At 41.9% G+C, this 20,931-nt stretch carries 20 protein-coding genes; 6 read left to right on the plus strand and 14 right to left on the minus strand.

Annotated elements, in window-relative coordinates; all coding sequences use genetic code 11:
* Positions 1-47: 47 nt before the first annotated feature.
* The 9 genes from ACK8P5_RS13080 to ACK8P5_RS13120 all read right to left on the minus strand — a co-directional run bounded on the left by ACK8P5_RS13080 (position 48) and on the right by ACK8P5_RS13120 (position 9,495).
* The gene (locus tag ACK8P5_RS13080) at positions 48-1,463 is read right to left on the minus strand and encodes an ATP-binding protein (protein ID WP_422656716.1); all 1,416 of its coding nucleotides are present in this window, start codon (positions 1,461-1,463) and stop codon (positions 48-50) included.
* Positions 1,460-2,164: a response regulator transcription factor gene (locus ACK8P5_RS13085; protein WP_422656717.1), complete on the minus strand. Its 705-nt coding sequence runs from the start codon at positions 2,162-2,164 to the stop codon at positions 1,460-1,462. The genes ACK8P5_RS13080 and ACK8P5_RS13085 overlap by 4 nt, the downstream gene beginning before the upstream one ends.
* Before the next feature lie 121 nt (positions 2,165-2,285).
* A complete protein-coding gene (locus tag ACK8P5_RS13090; protein WP_422656718.1) occupies positions 2,286-2,657 on the minus strand; it encodes a hypothetical protein in 372 nt (123 codons plus the stop codon).
* Between the two features lie 79 nt (positions 2,658-2,736).
* Positions 2,737-3,939 carry a cell wall-binding repeat-containing protein gene (locus ACK8P5_RS13095; RefSeq protein WP_422656719.1) on the minus strand — a complete coding sequence of 401 codons (1,203 nt, stop codon included), beginning with the start codon at positions 3,937-3,939 and terminating at the stop codon, positions 2,737-2,739.
* Between the two features lie 126 nt (positions 3,940-4,065).
* The gene (locus ACK8P5_RS13100) at positions 4,066-5,304 is read right to left on the minus strand and encodes a DHH family phosphoesterase (protein WP_422656720.1); all 1,239 of its coding nucleotides are present in this window, start codon (positions 5,302-5,304) and stop codon (positions 4,066-4,068) included.
* A gap of 286 nt (positions 5,305-5,590) precedes the next feature.
* A complete protein-coding gene (locus ACK8P5_RS13105; RefSeq protein ID WP_422656721.1) occupies positions 5,591-5,800 on the minus strand; it encodes a hypothetical protein in 210 nt (69 codons plus the stop codon).
* 183 nt (positions 5,801-5,983) lie between these two features.
* Positions 5,984-6,364 carry a rhodanese-like domain-containing protein gene (locus tag ACK8P5_RS13110; RefSeq protein ID WP_422656722.1) on the minus strand — a complete coding sequence of 127 codons (381 nt, stop codon included), beginning with the start codon at positions 6,362-6,364 and terminating at the stop codon, positions 5,984-5,986.
* 221 nt (positions 6,365-6,585) lie between these two features.
* Complete coding sequence (locus ACK8P5_RS13115) at positions 6,586-8,508, minus strand: LTA synthase family protein (protein ID WP_422656723.1); 1,923 nt, start codon at positions 8,506-8,508, stop codon at positions 6,586-6,588.
* Positions 8,509-8,586: 78 nt separating this feature from the next.
* Entirely contained in the window at positions 8,587-9,495 is a 909-nt protein-coding gene (locus tag ACK8P5_RS13120) for a DMT family transporter (RefSeq protein ID WP_422656724.1), read from the minus strand.
* Between the two features lie 75 nt (positions 9,496-9,570).
* Between ACK8P5_RS13120 and ACK8P5_RS13125 the strand changes: the two genes are divergently transcribed.
* Positions 9,571-10,923 (plus strand): TrkH family potassium uptake protein, encoded by a 1,353-nt coding sequence (locus tag ACK8P5_RS13125; RefSeq protein ID WP_422656725.1) that lies wholly within the window; start codon positions 9,571-9,573, stop codon positions 10,921-10,923.
* A 102-nt stretch (positions 10,924-11,025) separates the two neighbouring features.
* Here ACK8P5_RS13125 and ACK8P5_RS13130 read toward each other — a convergent pair whose 3' ends face one another.
* Complete coding sequence (locus tag ACK8P5_RS13130; RefSeq protein ID WP_422656726.1) at positions 11,026-11,301, minus strand: hypothetical protein; 276 nt, start codon at positions 11,299-11,301, stop codon at positions 11,026-11,028.
* Positions 11,302-11,452: 151 nt separating this feature from the next.
* Here ACK8P5_RS13130 and ACK8P5_RS13135 point away from each other — a divergent pair, with 151 nt between their 5' ends.
* From ACK8P5_RS13135 to ACK8P5_RS13150, 4 genes are all read left to right on the plus strand, one after another.
* Positions 11,453-12,685 (plus strand): aminopeptidase, encoded by a 1,233-nt coding sequence (locus ACK8P5_RS13135; RefSeq protein WP_422656727.1) that lies wholly within the window; start codon positions 11,453-11,455, stop codon positions 12,683-12,685.
* Between the two features lie 127 nt (positions 12,686-12,812).
* Entirely contained in the window at positions 12,813-14,042 is a 1,230-nt protein-coding gene (locus tag ACK8P5_RS13140) for an aminopeptidase (protein WP_422656728.1), read from the plus strand.
* Positions 14,043-14,239: 197 nt separating this feature from the next.
* Positions 14,240-14,827, plus strand: a complete 588-nt coding sequence (locus ACK8P5_RS13145; RefSeq protein ID WP_422656729.1) for an RNA polymerase sigma factor — start codon at positions 14,240-14,242, stop codon at positions 14,825-14,827.
* A complete protein-coding gene (locus tag ACK8P5_RS13150) occupies positions 14,808-15,623 on the plus strand; it encodes a DUF4367 domain-containing protein (RefSeq protein WP_422656730.1) in 816 nt (271 codons plus the stop codon). Before ACK8P5_RS13145 ends, ACK8P5_RS13150 begins: the two co-directional genes overlap by 20 nt.
* Positions 15,624-15,675: 52 nt before the next feature.
* On the opposite strand, the gene ACK8P5_RS13155 is transcribed toward ACK8P5_RS13150, so the two are convergent.
* Entirely contained in the window at positions 15,676-16,167 is a 492-nt protein-coding gene (locus ACK8P5_RS13155) for a hypothetical protein (protein ID WP_422656731.1), read from the minus strand.
* Between the two features lie 164 nt (positions 16,168-16,331).
* Positions 16,332-17,648 (minus strand): hemolysin family protein, encoded by a 1,317-nt coding sequence (locus tag ACK8P5_RS13160; protein ID WP_422656732.1) that lies wholly within the window; start codon positions 17,646-17,648, stop codon positions 16,332-16,334.
* A gap of 341 nt (positions 17,649-17,989) precedes the next feature.
* Between ACK8P5_RS13160 and ACK8P5_RS13165 the strand changes: the two genes are divergently transcribed.
* Positions 17,990-19,843 carry an alkaline phosphatase gene (locus ACK8P5_RS13165; RefSeq protein ID WP_422656733.1) on the plus strand — a complete coding sequence of 618 codons (1,854 nt, stop codon included), beginning with the start codon at positions 17,990-17,992 and terminating at the stop codon, positions 19,841-19,843.
* 57 nt (positions 19,844-19,900) lie between these two features.
* Here ACK8P5_RS13165 and gerQ read toward each other — a convergent pair whose 3' ends face one another.
* Positions 19,901-20,410, minus strand: coding sequence for a spore coat protein GerQ (gerQ, locus tag ACK8P5_RS13170; protein WP_422656734.1), 510 nt, complete (start codon positions 20,408-20,410; stop codon positions 19,901-19,903).
* A 30-nt stretch (positions 20,411-20,440) separates the two neighbouring features.
* A complete protein-coding gene (locus tag ACK8P5_RS13175; protein ID WP_422656735.1) occupies positions 20,441-20,866 on the minus strand; it encodes a cell wall hydrolase in 426 nt (141 codons plus the stop codon).
* Positions 20,867-20,931 lie beyond the last annotated feature (65 nt).

Consider the following 20,931-nt stretch of genomic DNA (forward strand, 5'->3'; position numbering starts at 1 on the left):
TTGTTTTCTATTCCATTTCGGCAAAATCTATATGGAACCTAATTTACTCATTCTTGCTTCTCCTGCCTCTCAGGCAGTGGAAAGGTAATATCGAACCGAGTGCCTACGCCAGCTTGACTTCTCACCTTAATCGTTCCACCTTGAAGCTCCACTAGCTTTTTGACTATGGAAAGCCCCAGTCCAGTTCCACCATGTTGACGTGAACGAGACTTCTCAACCCGATAGAACCGATCAAACAGGTATGGTAGCTCTTCTTCGGCAATACCGATTCCAGTATCCTCAATCGTTATTGTTACATGCTTCGAACCTTTATGAAGATGAACCCGAATATCTCCCTGATCGGTATACCTTATGGCATTGTCTAACATGTTCAGAATAATCTGCTCCATCCTTAGTCCATCACCAACGATGAGTGGAATTTCTTCATCATAACTCCCCCTCATCACCAGTCCCTTTTCGTTCACTTTCCATTCCATTTTACGTATACTGCTGCGAACAATATCCGTCAGATCAATCCATTCTAGGGATAGACTGATCTTCCCCTCTTCCATCTTAGCGAGCTCAAAAAGATCATTCACTAGCCGCTGGAGCCGACTTGCTTCCTCCTGAATAATATCAAGATACTTATCCTTCTCCTCCTCAGAGGTATATAGCTTCTCTTTAACAACCTTCGCATAGCCTTCTAAGTATGTAATCGGTGTGCGCAGCTCATGAGATATATTCGCAAAAAACTCCTGCCGAGTATCCCTGTATCGTTGCAGATCTTTAGCTAGATCATTAATAGCTTCAGCAAGCAAGCCTATCTCATCCTTACTCTGAACAGGGAGTCTTGTTTCTAAATCTCCTACAGCGATTTTACGAGTGGCTCTCTGCATCTGAAGCAGTGGGCGTGATAATATTTGTGCAGAAATCCATGTAATCCCGAGTGCCAATAACATAGCCCCTATGCCAGACATAAGAAGTAAAGTTCGCATTCTACTGATAGACTCATCCATATGATCGGTTGATGCTAAGACATACATAGCTTGGTCTGGATCTGGGTTACCCTCACTCGCTGGTACAACCATGCCAGACACAATATACCGATTACCATTAGGGTCTTTATGTGTGAAGTTTACGGTATCCCCACTAAAGATGGACTGTACATCCTTCTTACGTATGAACGAGTGATCTGTTGGATCGTGTTCTCCTGAGTGAGCTGTGACTGCCCCCTTTTGGTTAATAATAAATATACTAACTTCAGAGAAGTCTGCAAAAGCATCCAATGAATGATCACTGGTGTTGACGGGGGAAGCCGCCATCATGACGAAGTGAGAGGTCATCTCGTTCACATTACTCGTCATTTCTGTTTGATGAAAATTAGAAAATATACGGTCAATGGCGATGCTAAGAAAAAAGATGACAATGAAGAACAACGTCATCATCCATATCCCAAGCTTTGTTCCTATCCGATTATGAATCACGTCAAATCACCAGCAGTATAAAATTTGTAGCCTATCCCCCATACCGTTTGTACCGGGTTATAACTGAGCCCTGCTTTATGTGCTTTTTCCCGGATATTCTTCACATGTGTATCAATGACTCTCGATTCACCATGATAATCATGGCCCCATAATCGCTCAACTAGTTCTTCTCTAGAAAATGCCCGGTGACTGTTCTGTGCTAATGTCAGCAGAAGATCAAATTCCTTTTGAGTGAACTCTACGGACTGATCTTGGATGAGCACGTCTCTTCCATCAGGGTGAATGGAGAGCTCTGGATAGTGAAGTTTCACTTCTTGCGGCATACTCATCTTGGATATGGTCGAGCGCCGAATTAAGGAATAGATCCTTGCAATCAGTTCTTCTGATTCAAATGGTTTTGTCAGATAATCATCCGCTCCAATGCCAAGACCATGGACTTTATCTTTCGTCTCTGACCTCGCCGTTAGCATGAGAATAGGTATCTGGCTGTGCTCGCGAATGTTTTTGCATACTTGCCACCCATCCATGTCCGGCATCATGACATCCAGAAGAATTACATCGAATGCATAGCGCTTCATTAACGATAGAGCTTCCGATCCAGTAGATGCTTCTTTTACCTCAAACCCTTCCTTCATCAGATAAATACGCAGCAAATTCCGCATATTCCATTCATCATCAACGACCAATACTTGAATTTTCATTAAGGTTTCACCTGCTCCATACGCTTTATTGCTCTAATTATACCGATTTTGGAATACTGTAATCAAAAAAACCAGTCTATAACACTTCATGTGCTAGACTGGTTCTTCATAATCTTGCTTCTTATGAATCCTGTAGTGAGTCTGATTGTCCACCCATCATGTTTGAACCTCGATGAACGTCATCCATAGGCATCATGGTTCCATTATCGTATTCTCGCATCATAGAGCCATCATGATATCCTCTCATCATGTGCCTGCTGTTCTGATCAGCATCTTCACGATCTTGCATTCTGCCTTGCATGCCTTCTTGGTCGTTACTGTGGCAATTCTGATACATTTCATTAAGCTGTTGATCCGAGGCACCCGGATGCATTTGTTTCATAAACGGCAGCATATCCTGAAAAGTCATTTGATTGGCTTCTGCATATACAGCAGACCCAATTCCGAAAGTAAGTACTGCGATTCCAAGTCCAGCAAACCATTTCTTCTTCATGATGTGATCGCCTCCCTATGAACCCATCATAATGAATAATCATGTGGTTTCTGTGTAGAGACTGTGAACCCGCTGTGAACTAATGTCCACTATGCGCATCGCCACCTGTTACGGGTACGATTTCTAACATATCGTCAATCTCGCTCTGCCCTTTCTCAGAGATTACGGTCTCGTTCCCTGTAATCCATGCGTGATTATACGGGCCTTCCGTTGGACTTTGCTTGAACTTTGGCTGGATTGACATGATATATTCCATCACAGACCCTGGCATCCCGTCTTTGTCCGTATAGAGAAGTGGTGCATGCTTTCCTAAATGTGAGAATGGAGCTACTGCTATAGCTAGTAAATCCGAATCTAAAGGAAGGAAAGAGAAGTTATGTCCCGGCGTTTCAATGCCCCATCCGAATTGGGTCTCTGGGTCCTTAAACTTGGCAAAATTGACCGCATTTTCATATGGATCTTCACCTGAGATTCTTGTAACTTTGCCATAGGCCTGTAACTCTTCAAGTACCTTTCCCGACACAACGGATTCTGGACCGATAATATAGATGTTCGCTTTTCCGCCCCTTGCTTCAAGCGCCGTGATCGTTTCCTTCGGCACTTCGTCCTCCTTGACGTATAGCAGAGACTCTGGCATATGTGCGATCCAGTTTACAGCCGGCATTGTATATTCTGGACTATCCATCGATCCAATGATGACGGATTCAGGTGTACTTCCTGAAACTTTAGCATAATACGCATCAATAGCCTCAGCTACAGCAGCGGGCTGATCCCCTTCTATTCGATCCATCTTATAGTCCAGTTCTTTAAGTTGCTCTTCTACCTTATCCGAGATCTTGCCAACGACAATCACCTGTATTCCGTCATTACTTTTAGAGCCAGTAGGTTTCAACCGTTTCAGCTCATTCCATGTTGCCTCAGGAACCCCATCATCGTTAACAAATAGAATCGGTCCATTGCTCGGATGATGAATCAAATCAGCGCTGGCAGCAGCAATCTGCCATTGATCTGAACTAACGATTACCACACTTCCTGGCCTATTGTTATCGTTCGTAGCTGTCCAGAGCGTCCTGGAAGCCAGTACAGCGGCTTCAACTGGATCCGTTGAATTAATACGCGTTGTATTTTTAGTGGCGATCCAGGGCAAGTTTCCTTTCTGTGAGAGCGCATTGCTGAACATTGAAGAATTAGATGATGTTGATTCGTTATCTTTATTCTGACATCCTGCCAATAGCCCTAATGTTACAAGAGCTGCTGCACTGACGATGACTATTTTTTTCATAAAAAGAATCCCTCCAGATTATACTCTGTCCACATCCTGGACTGTTATCAACTTACCCAACAATCATGTGGAATTTGTGTGGGAAGTGTGAGTTTTCTGAAAGGATTAAATTTTATTTATTAAATTCTATTCTTTATTGTCTGTAAGCTGAGATGAAGGATCTGTATGACGAGTTCTGATATCCCTCACCGTGTCTGAGAGCTTATTCACATAATCTTCGTCTTTAGATAACCATGCACCATAGTTACGCTTGATATGTCGCTCCGCTTGTTCAAAGGTTTCAAACTGAAAAGATAACAACTCATCATTCCATTCGACGACCCATTGACCAGAACTCGTCATAAATACGAAGATCTGATCTTCGTTGGTGGTCTCATACAACACACCCGTCTCTGTCCCTTTAATATTAAACTGATTGCGACTAGCATCTACTCTAATGGGTTCAAGTTCAAACGGCTCTTCTACATACAATCGGTATACTTCATTACCAATCGTACATCCAGAAGCCTTTGCATGTCCTCCTCCGTTAAAACGCATGGCAATAGCGGATACATCGATATGATCATGAATCGTACGCAGACTCATTTTACGGCCGCCCATGTTAAGAATGGCTATGTAATCCAAATGCGGATATTCTGTACCCAGCTCACTTGCTAATTCTGAATGATAGGATTCAGCGTATACAATCCCAACACACTCGTCTCCAATGAAAGTCTGAATCAGCTCTCTTTTTTTACGACGGATATATCGCTCGATCTTATTTTCTTCCATATTAAGTATCTTCTCTTCAAACTCATCGAATGAGAACTCCTTGGCATCACGAAGTCTGTCGACCATCTTCGCTTCAAACTCATCTACGGATATCATATAGAAGAGGTCGTTAAGACGTTTTGCTTGAACTTTATTCTCAGCCTCCCACTCCCATGTGTCATAGAGCCTGACCAGTTCTACGAATTGGTCCATCACTACAGAACGTTCCAGTAACCCCTGCTCGATCATATAATCATATAATAATGACGTAGCCGATGAAGTTCTACCATCAGCATGGTGAACATCTACTTTAGCCCACCCATAGTCGTTAAAATGCAATGCCGTTTTATGATGGTCTAACAATTGGACTTTGCCGCCTTCCTGCACATATTGATGTAGACGCTGCTCAACATCATGATTAACAGTTAAGTCGGTAATAAAGAGTTTATCCTCAGAATTCCTTTGATCTGCATTACGATTCAAAAATTTGTCTACCTGTACATTGATCCCCGTTACCGAATTATATCGAATCTCGAGATCCTCTCCGAATGCACATTTAGCTAAGATTCCACAGCCTACTCCATCCAGGTCATTATGGCTATATAAATAATACATAAATAAAACAACTCCTTGTAAAAATGTAATGTCCAGCTCTAACCTTCCCTTATATTTTCCATTTTAGTCGCCAGATCCGATACGATACCATAAAGCGCAAAAAAGAACGACCGAAGCCGCTCTATCATATTCAACACATGGTATAGATCATTAAAAAAACAGCCATCGTTTAAGGATAGCTGTTTTTTATGGGTACGACAACCTAAATGTGTTCTTAAACTTCATTAGAGTTAGAAAATCACCTGTCATTGTTAAGATTTTGTTAGAATTGTTAGAATTGTTAGAATTATCGGATTATTCCGATTTGAGTGCCCATAATGACACTTTCCCAGTTGTAAGTATTGTCTGATTTGTAATTCTGCCCGGTTGGCTGTTCTTGATTCGTCGAAGGTTTCGTGTTTAGTGATGTATTGTGATTCGCATTTGCAAAAGCTGCTGTTCCAATTCCCAAAGTAAGTACCACGATACCTAATCCCATAAACAATTGTTTCTTCATGATGTCTGCCTCCCCTGTACATCTTATTATATTAGTATTTATTATGATTTAGACATTCAATCTGTGACTCATTTGTGAAATTTTTCTCAATATAATTGATGTTAGATCATTGATCGCACTTCTCATCAAAATGAGCACAAAAAAAGAACGGCCTATGCCGTTCTATTATTAATGCATCCCATCTTAACTGTTAGGGCAGCATCTTTGACAGTCGTCCGTTAAATAAGATAACGATGTAAATCCTGCTTTCTTCAGCTTTCGTGCCGCTAGAATCCCATCTGACCATTTCGGTGACACAATGATTACTTCGTCATCAGGGCTAAGCTCCTTATCCCACACGAAGGGTAGACGTCCTAATGAAATATTTACAGATTCTTTTATGTGACTTACATCAGCTGTATATTCGGAGACATCCCGTACATCAAGTACTTTCAAATGCGGACGTTCTTGCTTGGCCTGAACGAGTTCACTGCACTTCATTAACTTTAAGCCATTCACAGGAACTGAACGCCGATAAGCATAAATTAGGATCATGCCTACAAAAAAACAAAACAGATACAACAAAGCCCTTTCCCTCCCTAAAGGTCCGTGCATAACCTTTTATCTACGATAAAATGTGAAATTACAGAAATAAGCATTACCCATTACCCCTGCGGGTATAATTTTAGGATGTCTTATCATATAAGTCAAGAGGACAGCTAGTTAACTTTTTTACTAAACACTAACTCTTTAAATTTGGAATATAAAAAGAACCGCACAACAAGCATGTACGGTTCTTCGTCTATCTATGGGGCCCGATTTGGCAGTCGTTTCACATACTCATCAGACAATTTCATGAGGCGCAGAATATACTCATAGTCTTCTCGATAAGGAGAGATATCTTTGACTGGCTTAAGCGTCTTTAAGGAAACGGCTGTTCCATCATCAAAACCATTACCCGGTACAAACATGACCTCATTGTTAAAGAATGATCCTGAAGGTAAGTAGTATCTCATTCCAATGGCATTCTTCTCAATGTTAAGTAGATCTTGTCCGAGAGCTGTGAACTGTTCTTCTCTCAAGGATATACCCATAATATTAGCGATTGTAGGCATCATATCCACTTGCCCTCCGACTTGTTCAATCCGCTTTCCTTCGGTTAAGCCTGGAATGTGGATGATAAGGGGAATGTTAAATCGGCTAACCTGATCATGATAAGGCACACCTAGATAAGATGTAATTAAACTGGAATCCGTATCTTTACTGTTAATACCTTGATGATCCCCGTATACCATCAACACGGTATTCTCCCACAGCCCATTCTGTTTGAGTGAATCAATCAGCTTACCTAATGCATAGTCAGAATAGTTTACCGAATCCAGGTAGTTACCCAGCTGGGTTCCTACAAGCTCTGTAGGAATTTCTATCTTCGAGAATTCCTCTGGAACGGTGAATGGAGAGTGACTTGAGACGGTGATGAACTGTGCATAGAATGGTTTATTATCCTGCTGCACTTGCTTAAGCTTCTCGATGCCTACACGATATAGCTCTTCATCCGATGGTCCGAAAGAATTAAAATGATCATTTGTATAATTAGGCTTATCATAATAATGGTCAAATCCAAGTGCTGGATACATTTTTATTCTGTCCCAGAAGGTTACTTCGTTTACATGGAATGTATTGCTTACATATCCTAATTTCTTAAGGAGCTTAGGTAAGCTCGGAAGTTCTTTCCCTCCAAATCCAGTAGACATTGCAACTGATCCTAATGGATAGATCGACGTATTGGATAAAAACTCCGCATCTGACGTATTCCCCTGACCAATCTGCTGGTAGATATAAGGGAAATACAATCCATCATCTGCGAGTTGATTCATTACAGGTGTCAGAACCTGATTATTTAAAGACTGATGAATCGGGAAGTTTTGCAAGGACTCCATCTGCACGATGATGAGATTCTTACCTTTACCGGCTCCAAAATACTTCGGTTCCTTCCCGATTTGATCGACATCTCGGTACGGGTAGCTTTCTTGAAGCTCTTTAATTTCATTAATAGTATCCTGTAAGCTACCTTCCGCGAGCTCCCGCTTCTCCTGATTGCTCTTCAGGATCGCAGTGACTTGATAATTAATGAAACCCATATGTTCTGCTCGTACTAGTTCATTCTCAATTCCCCACCCTTTTCGGATGTAGAGGCCTGAGATGACAACGCCAAGAATAAGCAATCCCAGCATACTTAGTTTCCATGCTGAAATTCTGCGGCGTCCCCGGAAAGAATATTGCGTAAAAGTCATTTCGCTTGATTTTGTTCTCTTCTGACGGAATCGATTTACAATCCAGAAGATTGCCATAACCAGAACATCAATAAAGAAAATGAAGTGTTCCGGTTCGATTAATGTTGAAATACTTGAGCGAACTTGATGAACCTGACCCAGGCCGGATAATGCTGTATATGTTGGTATAGAGCCAAAATAAACATTGTAGACCGCAGAAGCAAACAATATTATCGATATAATCAGGTTAAAGACCCAGTAAGCGACGTGTCTAGCCTTCATTGGAATTAGAAGTTCAAGTAAACTCATTAAGACCAGCAATGAGAATACATCGGTCAGAACCCTTCCCCATTCGACTTCATTAAACAAAAATAATCTTAGAAGCATTAATTTCAGCAGCAGGAGCAAAAACACACCGCAGAACAATGCTGTTCTTTGTTTCATGGTTCTTTCCATTCTCATTCTCCCTGTCTCTCTTTATGAAATATTATGTTAAGAATCGTTCCCTATTATAACAGGTAAGTAAACCTCATTCTATTTTGGCTCTAGTTCTTTAACACTTTTTCGCGATGACCGAACATTCAAGAATAATATCAGTCCAAGGAGCACAAGGCCTCCTCCAGCCGCTTGTAACCCATTCATAGATTCATGGAGTAACAAGAATGCGAGTAAACTTGCCCCTACCGGTTCCCCAAGCACACTCATGGATACGGTTGAGGCCGATGAGTATTTCATCAACCAATTAAAGAGCAGATGACCAAACACCGTAGGTACAATCGCGAGCAAAGCAAATATACCCCATTCGTGAAGCGGATAGCCTGTCATGGGAATGCCTGAGATGCCATTATAGAGAGCCAAGAACAATGCAGCAAAGGCAAACACGAACCAACTATAAATAAAGGATGGAATCCGGCGAAGCAGCATTTGTCCGAGCAACATATGTACAGCAACAGCCATCGTGCCAAAGAGCGACATTAAGTCCCCTGTCAGATGCGATTGACTTCCACTCATTCCTCCTTTTCCAATGAGCAGAAATACGCCAAGGAACGCAATCCCCATCCCGAGTAGTGCTGAATAAGATGTTTTCTCTTTAAAGAAGAAATAAGCGCCAATCATAACAAACACAGGCTGCAACGCCAAAATAATGGTTGAGCTGGCTACGCTGGTCCACTGCAATGACCCCATCCAGAGTAAAAAATGAAGAGCCAGCATAGTTCCGGAAGCTACAAGCTTAAATACATCAGCTCCTGTAAATTTGCGAACATCTCTTATGTACCTTAAGCTAAAAGGAAGCATAAGCAGCATCGTGAATAAAAGTCTATACATGGCTTGGATAGATACCGGTGCATCTGACCATTTTACAAAAATGGATGAGAATGAAATAGCAGTAATGCCGATAAAAAGTGGAATTGCGACCGGAATTGGAGGTTTTTGTGGATTCATGATGGTTAAATCTCTCACCTTTCGTGTATTATTAGAGAATGCTTATTATTTTGTAAGGAGATTAATTGCAGCGATATGAAGAAGAAACAACTACCTAATCGGATGAGTCCACCGAAATTTCTAGCGATTGGCTTCCTTTCCATTGCACTCATCGGCACCTTATTATTAAAACTCCCCATTTCAGTCGAACATGGCATACATACCAAGTTCATTGATGCGTTTTTCACAGCAGTATCCGCAATAAGCGTTACTGGCCTAACCGTGGTGGATACCGGAACACACTGGTCAACATTTGGCCAGATTGTTATTCTGATGCTCATCCAGCTTGGGGGTCTCGGCTTTATGACATCCGCAACTTGGATTGCACTCATGCTGAACCGAAGAATCTCTCTTCGTGAACGTATGATTCTTCAGGAAGCTATGGGTCAGTACCAGATTCAAGGGATTGTAGACCTGATTCGGCGTGTTCTCATTTATGCCTTTACCATTGAAGGTATTGGTGCGCTGCTACTGACCTTACGTTTTTGGAAAGAGATGCCGTTAACGGATGCTGTCTATCTCGGCGTATTTCAAAGTGTTTCGATATTCAATAATGCAGGATTTGATTTACTCGGCAGTATTCATGGTCCTTTTACTGGATTTGTTGCATATGGCACGGACCCAGTACTCAATATCATCAACATGTTTCTTATTTTCCTTGGTGGTATCGGTTTTATCGTTATGTTTGATGTCATGGAATATCCCAAGTGTCGAAAGTTATCACTGCACTCTAAGGTTGTCCTTACCGTGTCCGCGCTCTTGATTGGTATCGGGGCAATAGCGCTATTCATGCTTGAATTCAGCAACCAGGCAACACTCGGACCACTCTCCTATCCGCAAAAGATCATGGCTTCCTTTTTCCAGTCCATCACATCTAGATCTGGAGGAATCAGTACCGTGGATATCGGCGAGCTTCAGCAATCAACTCAATTTTTCTTAATCATGCTCATGTTTATCGGAGCAGCTCCCGGATCAACGGGTGGAGGAATCAAGGTGACCACTTTTGCCGTGTTGGTTGGATCAGTAATTACTATGATAAAAGGAAAACGTGATGTTGTGCTGTTCCGTAACCGTATCTCTGAAGCCATTGTCTATCGCGCCGTTACTTTAACGATTATTTCGCTGCTACTATTGGTCGGCTTCTCCATGTTCCTCTCAGCTACAGAGTCTAAAGACTTTCTAGCTATTCTGTTTGAAGCTGTTTCCGCTTTCTGTACTGTTGGACTTTCAATGGGAATCACCACAGATTTATCTGAAGCAGGCAAGGTTACCATAGCGATCCTTATGTTCCTCGGTCGACTTGGACCGTTAACTTTAGCTTATGCTTTGAACCGTAAACGTTACAAAGAATTGTACCGTCATCCTGAGGGCCGAATTATTATCGGCTGATATCTCACCTCTCTTGAATCACAGAACAAACCGTCCACTCCTATAAGGAGTTGGACGGTTTGTTTGTGTTTCACGCCTCCATACAATTAACAGCGCTTCGTATTATGACTCAAAACCACCTGCATCAATGGCTGCATCCAGTAAATCATCAAATAACTCGTCGTCTGCTTCAATGAGCGCATCTACTTTCAAGAACTCCTCTTCTGGTCCAGGTTCTCCAGCGAAGTTCAGACTATAATCCCAATCCTTACCTCTCTTGCTTAAAAATGTGATTTCATATTCGGTCGTTTGTCCTTCTACGGAAAACACGGCGTAGCCTACAAAATTATTCTCTTCATCACGCTGCATACCTGCGCGTTCAACGGTAACCTTAGACATGGGTACACTCTCCTTAATCATGCTTAACACTGTTGTTCACAGATCACAGTATATCATTTTTTGTTCAGATCGATTAGAATTTTTCATCTTGTGTGCAATTTAGTATAATGTGGTTATGTTTTAAAATAAATATGTAATTGGAGGGTACCACATGTCCAACTTTAAATCATCTCTGGACAAATATGCGGAATTGACCGTAAAAGTAGGGGTCAATGTACAGAAAGGCCAGACTTTAGTGGTCCATGCACCTGTAGAATCCGCTGATTTTATCCGCTTGATCGCTACTAAAGCGTACGAAGCGGGTGCCCGCCTCGTCAAAGTGATCTGGAACGATGAAACCTTAACAAGGCTTCAGTATGAGAAGGCATCTGACGATGTATTTACCGATAAGCCTAAATGGTTTGCAGGAGAAATGGTTGAACTGGTTGAGAACGGAGCAGCGGTCCTCCATGTCCTTGCTGAGAATCCAGATCTCTTGAATGGTATTGATCCAGAACGAATTGCGAATTTCTATAAAACACGCGGTGAAGCTATGAAGCAGTATCGTGCGTATCAGCAAGCTGACAAATTTAGCTGGTGTCTGATTGCCGTTCCATCCCCTGCTTGGGCTGCTAAAGTTTTCCCTGATGCTCCAGAAGATCAACAGATGGACAAGTTATGGGAAGCTATCTTCCATACCGTTCGAGTAGATCAAGATAATCCAGTAGAAGCTTGGCAAGAGCATCTTAAAGTGCTTGACGAGAAATCTGCTGTACTGAATGCTAAGAAGTATAAAGCACTGCATTACATAGCGCCAGGAACCGATCTTACGATCGAGCTTCCTAAAGGTCATATATGGGCTCAAGGGGATAGCATTAACGAACAAGGTCATTCCTTTGTTGCTAATATGCCTACAGAAGAAGTGTTTACAGCTCCACTTAAGACCGGAGTTAATGGAACTGTTAGCAGCACGAAACCACTTAGCTATGCAGGCAATATTGTAGATAAGTTTTCGCTTACATTTGAGAACGGTCGTGTGGTCAGCTTCACTGCTGAACAAGGATATGAAACACTTGAACGGTTGCTTAATATGGATGAAGGTGCTCGCTATTTAGGTGAAGTTGCACTAGTTCCTCACCAATCTCCAATTTCGGAATCGAATATTTTATATTACAATACCCTTTTTGATGAGAACGCCTCTAACCACTTAGCCATCGGAAGCGCTTATGCATTTTGCCTTGAAGGCGGTAAAGAGATGTCTCAAGAGGATCTTGTGAAGAATGGCCTGAATACGAGTGTGACACATGTGGATTTCATGATCGGTTCAGCTGATATGGATATTAACGGCATTACTGAAGATGGCCGTGAAGAGCCTGTATTCCGCAACGGAAACTGGGCATTTTAATTAAAGTCACAGCGCCGAAGCTCTAAGGAGTTAGGGTGCTGTGACTTATTATTCTTATGACCTCTCCTACCCTGTTATTGACCTGAGGTCGATTATATATATTACATGTTGATATGGAGGTACCACTATGCTTACTTTTGAGCAAAAACTAGATCGTTATGCCGAACTCGCAGTGAAAGTTGGTGTTAATCTACAGCCTAATCAAACGCTGGTTGTTAACGCAATGATTGAAGCCGCAGAACTTGTGCGCCTTGTAGTGAAGAAGGCATATGAAGCGGGTGCTAAGAACGTCAAAGTCAATTATAGTGATGAACAAGTAAACCGGATCCGTTACGATTTAGCTTCGGACGAATCCTTTCTTGAACCACCGAAGTATTATGCTGATGAAATGACTGAGCTTGCTGAGAACGGAGCAGCTTTTATGACCATCCTCTCAGCCAACCCAGACCTGATGAAAGGCGTTCATCCCGAACGTATCTCCAATTATCAGCGTACCTTCGGTTCTGCCATGGCGAAATATCGTCAGTATCAACAAGCTGATAAAATGAGCTGGACAGGTCTCGCTTTTGCTTCACCAGATTGGGCGGCTAAAGTGTTCCCCGATGCTCCTCAAGAAGAACAAGTTCAATTGTTATGGGATGCTATATTCCAGGCAGTACGTGCCGATCAGGAAGATCCAATTGCAGCCTGGGAAGCTCATATCGAGAAACTTCAGCAAAAATCAGATGAACTAAACCGTAAGAAATATCATAAGCTTCATTTTATGTCAGAAGGTACGGACTTAGTGGTTGAGTTACCTGAAGGACATATTTGGGCGCAAGCTGGAAGCCTCAATGAAAAAGGTGACCGTTTTGTAGCTAACATTCCTACAGAAGAAGTATTTACAGCTCCGCTGAAGACAGGTGTTAACGGCACGGTTCGCAGCACAAAGCCACTAAGTTATGGAGGTAACATCATTGATAACTTCTCCATAACTTTTGAGAACGGGCGGATCGTTCATTATACCGCAGAAGAAGGTTTGGATACGCTCACACGGCTTATAGAAATGGATGAGGGGTCTCATTATCTTGGAGAAGTCGCATTAGTCCCTTATGCCTCCCCTATTTCAGAGAGTGGAATCCTATATTACACCACATTGTTTGACGAGAATGCTTCATGTCACCTTGCAATCGGAAGTGCATATGCCTTTAACCTTGAGGGTGGAAAAACAATGACATCTGAGCAGCTTGCTGAAAGTGGTCTGAACGCAAGTATTACTCACGTTGATTTCATGATGGGCTCGAAAGAGCTTAATATTACGGGCATCACCCATGATGGTCAAGAAGAACCCATCTTCGTGAACGGTAATTGGGCATAAGTAAATCATTTCAATCGTAACCTGAAGAGGTAACCGAATCATCGGTTACCTCTTTTTTATATTCAAGTTTAAATGCTCCATAAACTTCCTCTCTTAAAATTTTCCTAATCACTAGAAAATATTGGGCTTTCGTGCTGAAAATGAGGTAAAATGATGGAAGGATACGGAAGAGGATACACCGAGGAGGAGATATTCGCATGTCGAATCGACTGCAACTACTCCTCGCAGCAGATTTTAATGACTTAAGTGAACCCCTTCAGGAAGAGGTTTACTACGAATTTTATGATTTGGTTTACGGACAGATTATGTACGTGCTCCGAGACCACACTGCTGTTGAGGATATCATTCAAGAATCATTCATTAAAGTGATTACGAATAAACCTACTTTTGAGAACGAAAACAAGTTAAAAGCATGGCTAAGAGTCGTTTCCAAAAATACAACCATGAATTATTTAAGAAAAAATAAAAAATACCGTAACCAAGTCGATGTTGACGGTGTTTTTATTAGTGAAGAGGAATTGGTTGTTTCTTCCACCAATATAGAACATCAAGTTGAATCCAAAATGATGGAAGAATCAATTGTGTTCTATCTTGAGCAACTGAAACCAGAATATCGGCAGCTTATTGAATTTCGATGGAAACAGGGGTTAACTTACAAGGAAATCGCTGAACTGTTAGACACCAGGGAAGACATTGTGAAGCAGCGACTCTTCCGAGCCAGGGAATCCGTTAAGAAAATGCTCTATAGGGAGTGGGGTGTTATGGATGAACAACGAAAAATATGATGATTGGTTTAACGAAGCTTTTGATGAGGCTTTTGAACGTGCTGCGAATACCACTTCTTCAGTTAATCATGACACCAAACGAGAATCCTGGCTTCAGGTTAAGCAGCAGATTGCAGCGAGAAGTAAACAAAAAAAGCGTTGGCGCAGATTTCAGTATGCTGGTATTATCGCAGCATCTATGGCCATGGGGGCTATCGTCTTCTCTCCCACACCAGTATCTCAAGCTGTTACTCCTATATATCAACAGATCAAAGACTGGGGCGACGGTATTGTAACGATTATATCCGGTAAGAATAAACCATCGACAGAAACCACAATACCGAAGACCAATCCGCCACCAGATACGTCCGAGAAAATAGATAATCTAGGTGAGAAGCTATTGTGGAGTAGCTCGTCTGCTGACTTTGATTTCACGTTTGATGAAGTCCTATCTAGGATTACATTTCCCTACACAGAATTCGGATACTTTCCAAAGGAATATCAATACAGTCAGGTCTATGTAGCTCCTGAGAATGACACTGCACCGATTTATAACATGATCGTACAGTATGTATCTTCAGAAGGAAAGCTTCTAGACGTAAAGTATACCGATCTGGAAACAGGTGAGGTTTCTGTGAGCACCCTCAGTTCTCCAAATGCTGAAACATTGTATCTGGATTCAGGAATTGAGGCAATTTATTCAAAGGGCCCAAGCAGTGCTGATTCATTACAATTCACTTATAATACTGTACTAATACACATTAATGGTGAATTAAGCAAAAAGGAACTGTTGAAGATCGCTAACAGTTTACCATAAAGAAGAGGGTGCACCCTATGGGGTACACCCTCTTCTTCTATGTATGTGATGATTAACCCATCAATAAAGATTGGGTAAACATGACTTGTTCTTCATAAGAAGAACCTTTACGAACATAATGGATCGTTCTACAACGATAATAGTATCCCGACACTGCAGTAAAGCTACTAGAGCCATTGTAGGCACTTGTATTGGATGAACTACCAGAATAGCTATCTATATCAATCCATACGGAGCCTGTCCACCGTTGAAACGTGAAGTTAACTCCAACTGAATCTACAGTTTGTGTAGCTGTTGTATTCGCAGTGATCTGAACATTACTTGAAGATAGCTTGCGGATATCAGAACTTGTATTCTTTAAATATGTAGCGAGTGGATTAATCGTGTTTATATTCATTTCTACCGGAGGAGCAGACGTCTTTGCCCCTGGTGCAAACTCTGATGCTGATGTATCAGCAGATGCTCCGCCTGCGATGGCTAAACTAAGTAACAAACTTGCTGAGAAAGCTGTGATTACTCGAGAACGCTTTTTCATTTTGGACATTTACCTCACCTGTTTTCTTTATATTTTAGTAAACATCCATATACTAACATCATATATCTCCTAAAAAATTACATCTTTTTCATCTTTTTCTGTCATGTATAGAATTTTTTGTATAACACAAAAAAGACAGTGGCTGAAAGCCACTGCCTATTACTCCGCCGGATCTAAGCGCCGGCTTCTGCTTGTATTTCTTCCTGTCTTAACAAACGTATACGTGATATTCTCTTATTCTCTGTTTCTTCTACCACGAACAAATATTCGCCATAATTATAGGATTGACCTTGATGAGGTAAGATGGCCTCCAATCGAGAAGACAACCAACCACCAATGGTATCGTAATCCTCTGTATCCACATCTAGACCAAATTGGTCATTAATTTCATCGATCAACATCAAACCATCAATAGAATACTCATCCTCCGACACGATCTCAATACCCTGCCGCTCCTCATCAAATTCATCCTGAATTTCCCCAACGATCTCCTCCATAATGTCTTCGAGTGTAACCAGACCAGAAGTTCCGCCGTATTCATCGATCAGAATTGCGATCTGGGTCTTACTACGCTGCATTCTTTTTAAGAGTTCACTGATTTGCATGGATTCAGGAACTGCAATAATGGGGCGAATAAGTGATAATTGGTCCCGAATATATCCACGCATCAGATCCTTAATGTGAATAAAACCAATAATATGGTCCTTATCCTCATCACAGATTGGATATCGAGTTCTCATGCCTTCATGAGCTATTTCGAGATTTTCCTCCATAGACAGATTGGTGTAAAGACAGATCATATCCGTACGCGGAATCATGATCTCTCTCGCTGTTGTATCCGCAAATTCAAATATATTATCTACCAAGGTCAGTTCGGTATCATTGATTAAACCAATCTCACTGCTCTCCTTCATGAGATCTCGGATTTCTTCTTCCGTATGAGCACTTCCCCGCTCTACGACAGGCGTCATTCGGAATGTACGTAGTAGACCATTAGATAAACCATTTACGAACCAGATTACCGGATACATTAATTTATAAAATACGTTCATCGGCCTTGCCGACATTAACATAATCGATTCTGCTTTACGAACAGCAACTGTTTTGGGAGCAAGCTCACCGAGTACAATATGCATTACAGCGATCAGTGTAAATGCAATCACAATGGACACGGCGTGCAGTAAGGTGTCACTAAGACCTAACATTTGAAACCAAGGAGCGATAATTGCAGCCAATGCACGCTCTCCGATCCATCCAAGTATAAGAGATGAAATCGTAATCCCTAGCTGACATGCGGATAAATAATTGTCTAGATTCCGCAGTATCTGCTGGGAAATCTTCGCCTTTTTGTTTCCTTCTTCAGCAAGAACATCAATCCGACTTCCTCTAACTTTAACAAAGGCTAGTTCCGCTGATACAAAAAAGCCATTAAGAACTACTAAGAATAATACCAAGGTTATTCCAATAAAACTCGGTAAAGGGTCACTCAATCGATCTCCTATCCGCCGTAAGAAACACTAAGACGAATAGGAACACCTCCTTCGGTTATCAAAAATGTGTGGAGCCATTATGCATAATAACGTATTTAGGACACGCATCAATTCCCCAATGGTCTCATCTCCTTTTCTTTTTTAACGTAATCAAGCTATATAAGTAATTATATAGTTATACGATACACAGTCAAACGCTCTGATATGACATAAAACCGTGATGTTACATGCTGTTTTTTGAATATCATCATTTAACACTCGTTTACACCGATTTGATGCCCTCTTAATGTTCACCCCTCATACTAGTTCTCAAATACATATTATTGAGGAGGATTAGTATCATGAAGAATGGTTCAACACGAATGACCGCTCTCTTGCTTGCCCTCATAACTGCACTAGGTGGGACGGCCCCTACCGCCGCTTTCGCAGATGGAATTGGTGCAAAACAGACAGCCGCTGCTCCGGTAATTACAATTCTACCTATTGATCGTGCTACCGTATTGGCGGGACAACAACTAGACTTTAGAGTAGAAATCACAGGCCTCTCTACAACAACAGAAGCACTCCAAGTGCTTGTTAACGGGAAGGATGCCACAACATATTTTGGTAAGAAACCTGTTCTGACTCACACCACAAAGAATAGTACCGAATATACGATACGCGATATAGCATTCAACACCCCTGGACAAGTTTCCATTCAGGTAAAAAGCAAGAATAACGGCAAGATGATTTCTAAAGCGGTCAAGTACGATGTGTATCAAGCGATCGGAGATACGAAAAAAGCCAAGAATGTCGTTCTCATGGTAGGCGATGGTATGAGCGCTAATATCAGAACAGCTGCACGCGTCATTTCAAAAGGAATAAATGAGGGCAAATTCAATGGATGGCTTGAAATGGAGAAAATGGACTCATTCGGTATGGTTACAACTTCTGGGATGGATTCCATTGTCACCGATTCAGCTAACAGTGCCTCCGCGTATGCGACTGGTCATAAAACAGCAGTGAATGCTGAGGGGGTGTATCCAGATAATACCCCAGATCCGTTAGATGACCCAAAAGTTGAAAACATCATTGAACTTGTTAAGCGAACGCGTGGAATGTCTACAGGGCTAGTGACCACAGCAGATATAACCGATGCTACTCCTGCCGCTATGGCAAGTCATACTCGTTCTCGTTATGAATCCGAATTCATTGCTAAATCTTACTTAGATCCATCTCGTAGCCCTGATGTTCTGCTTGGAGGTGGTAGAGAGTGGTTTCTTCCCGAACAATCAGGTGGAAAACGTAAAGATAATAACAACCTGATTGATACATACAAAAAAGAAGGTTATTCCTATGTATCAAGCGCATCCGAGCTAACAAAAGCAAAAACAAATGGTAAGCTAATAGGTTTATTCCGGCCAGGGAATATGAACGTATATTTCGACAGGGAATACACAAAACCAAACAACCCAGCAATTGTAGGTGAATATAAGGATCAGCCTACACTTATGGAGATGACTTCTAAAGCAATAAGTATTCTAGACAAGAACAAAAACGGATTTTTCCTGATGGTTGAAGGTGCTTCCATTGATAAACAAGCACATACGATGGATATGGAACGTTTCCTCTGGGATACAATCGAGTTTGACCAAACGGTAGGTCTTGTTAAAGAATATGTGCGTAAACATCCTGATACACTTGTAATCGTTACAGCTGATCACGGTCATTCCATGACGTTAAATGGAACTTTCTCAGTGAAAGAGTCTGCTGGTAAAACAGGAGATGAGCTTCGTGAGTTCATTGGTACGTATGCAGACTCCAAATTCCCTACCTATACGGATAAGAATGGAGATGGCTTTCCAGATCATCCCGATACAGACTGGAAACTCGCTATTGGCTGGGGCAATCACCCAGATTACAACGAGAACTATCTAACGAATCCAAAACCGATCAGTCCGACCATTCAAGACCCTACAGTTACGGATAAATCTTGGTACATTGCGAATCCTGATAAAGATTCGGATGGAATTCATTATAATGGAAACTTACCCCATGATGAGGGACAAGAGGTTCACACGTTTGATGATGTGCCGATAAACGCGTCCGGCGCTGGAGCCTCCCTCTTCAATGGCTATATGGACAATACGGAAGTCTTCCGTAAGATGATGATTGCATTGCAATTAGATCCCGTGAAAGAAAAAGTGAAGAAGTAACAACAGTATTCAAAAAGCCGTACATCCTATGTTAGGATGTACGGCTTTATATATTTATTATCTTCCAGTCTGTGGTGGATTGCCAACTACTCCAGGGTATTGGTATTTCAACGGCTCATCGAAGACTACATAATCAAGATTTACCATGAGCAGAAGAATTCTGCGTCCAGTTTGAGGCTCACTAATAATGATATGATCACGGCCAGCCGCTTCCAGTACGCCTTTGAACACTTTTGCATTCCACTGCGAGTTGTTCTCGTAAGTCATATAGAAGGTTCCTACTTTACCAAGGTTCAAACGAAGGATATTTTCAACATAGGATTGCTCAAACTGAGGTGGAGTCGGAACAACGGTGCCTCCTGGTGTCATTGCTGCGCCACTCATTACCTGAGGTGGTACGTTACCTGTATAGCCTCCAGTCCCGCGTTGCTGGCATCCTCCCTGAGTGTTGCTTGGTTGCTGAAATCCTTGTTGCTGCTGCGAGAATCCCTGTTGAAAGTTCTGCTGTTGAAGTCCAGGGTATCCATTTCCAATCGTATAGTTCACAGGTGTCATTCCGTTATTCATAAGTAATATCCTCCTTTAATAAACCAAAAGCTATCTGTATACATTCGGACAATCATCATAAGTAGGTTGGAAAAAGCAGTGGGCTTTGTACCGACCGGTGTTTTCTTGGTTATACCAAGTTGGTGGACAATCTCCTTCCGGTCTAAAGAACCACAATGCATAATTCGCAGGCCAGGTGCGTTCCCCATTTATGGCTCGCTGAGCTAATCTTCGATCCCGATCGCGCGCTCTCTGATAAAAATAGCCCTTCTGCGTCGCTTCAAATCCTCCAGGATTTTGGTACACCATGTCATTCATGTTCCGGATATTTTTGAAGTCTAGGCAGTTCGCTAAGATCCGGTTCACGCCGACATTTCCAACCATCATCATGCCTTGCTCACCTTCACCCTCAGCCTCAGCACGCATCAATCGGGCTAATAAGTCAACATCAGATGAATTCGCCTTGATAACGGCCACAGTCCCCTCCTCCTTCCTTCCTTGTGTTCACCATGTATCTTATGTGCATCTGCCTAGGGTGGTGA

Source organism: Paenibacillus sp. EC2-1 (genome assembly GCF_049311625.1).
Classification (GTDB): Bacteria; Bacillota; Bacilli; order Paenibacillales; family Paenibacillaceae; genus Paenibacillus_AQ.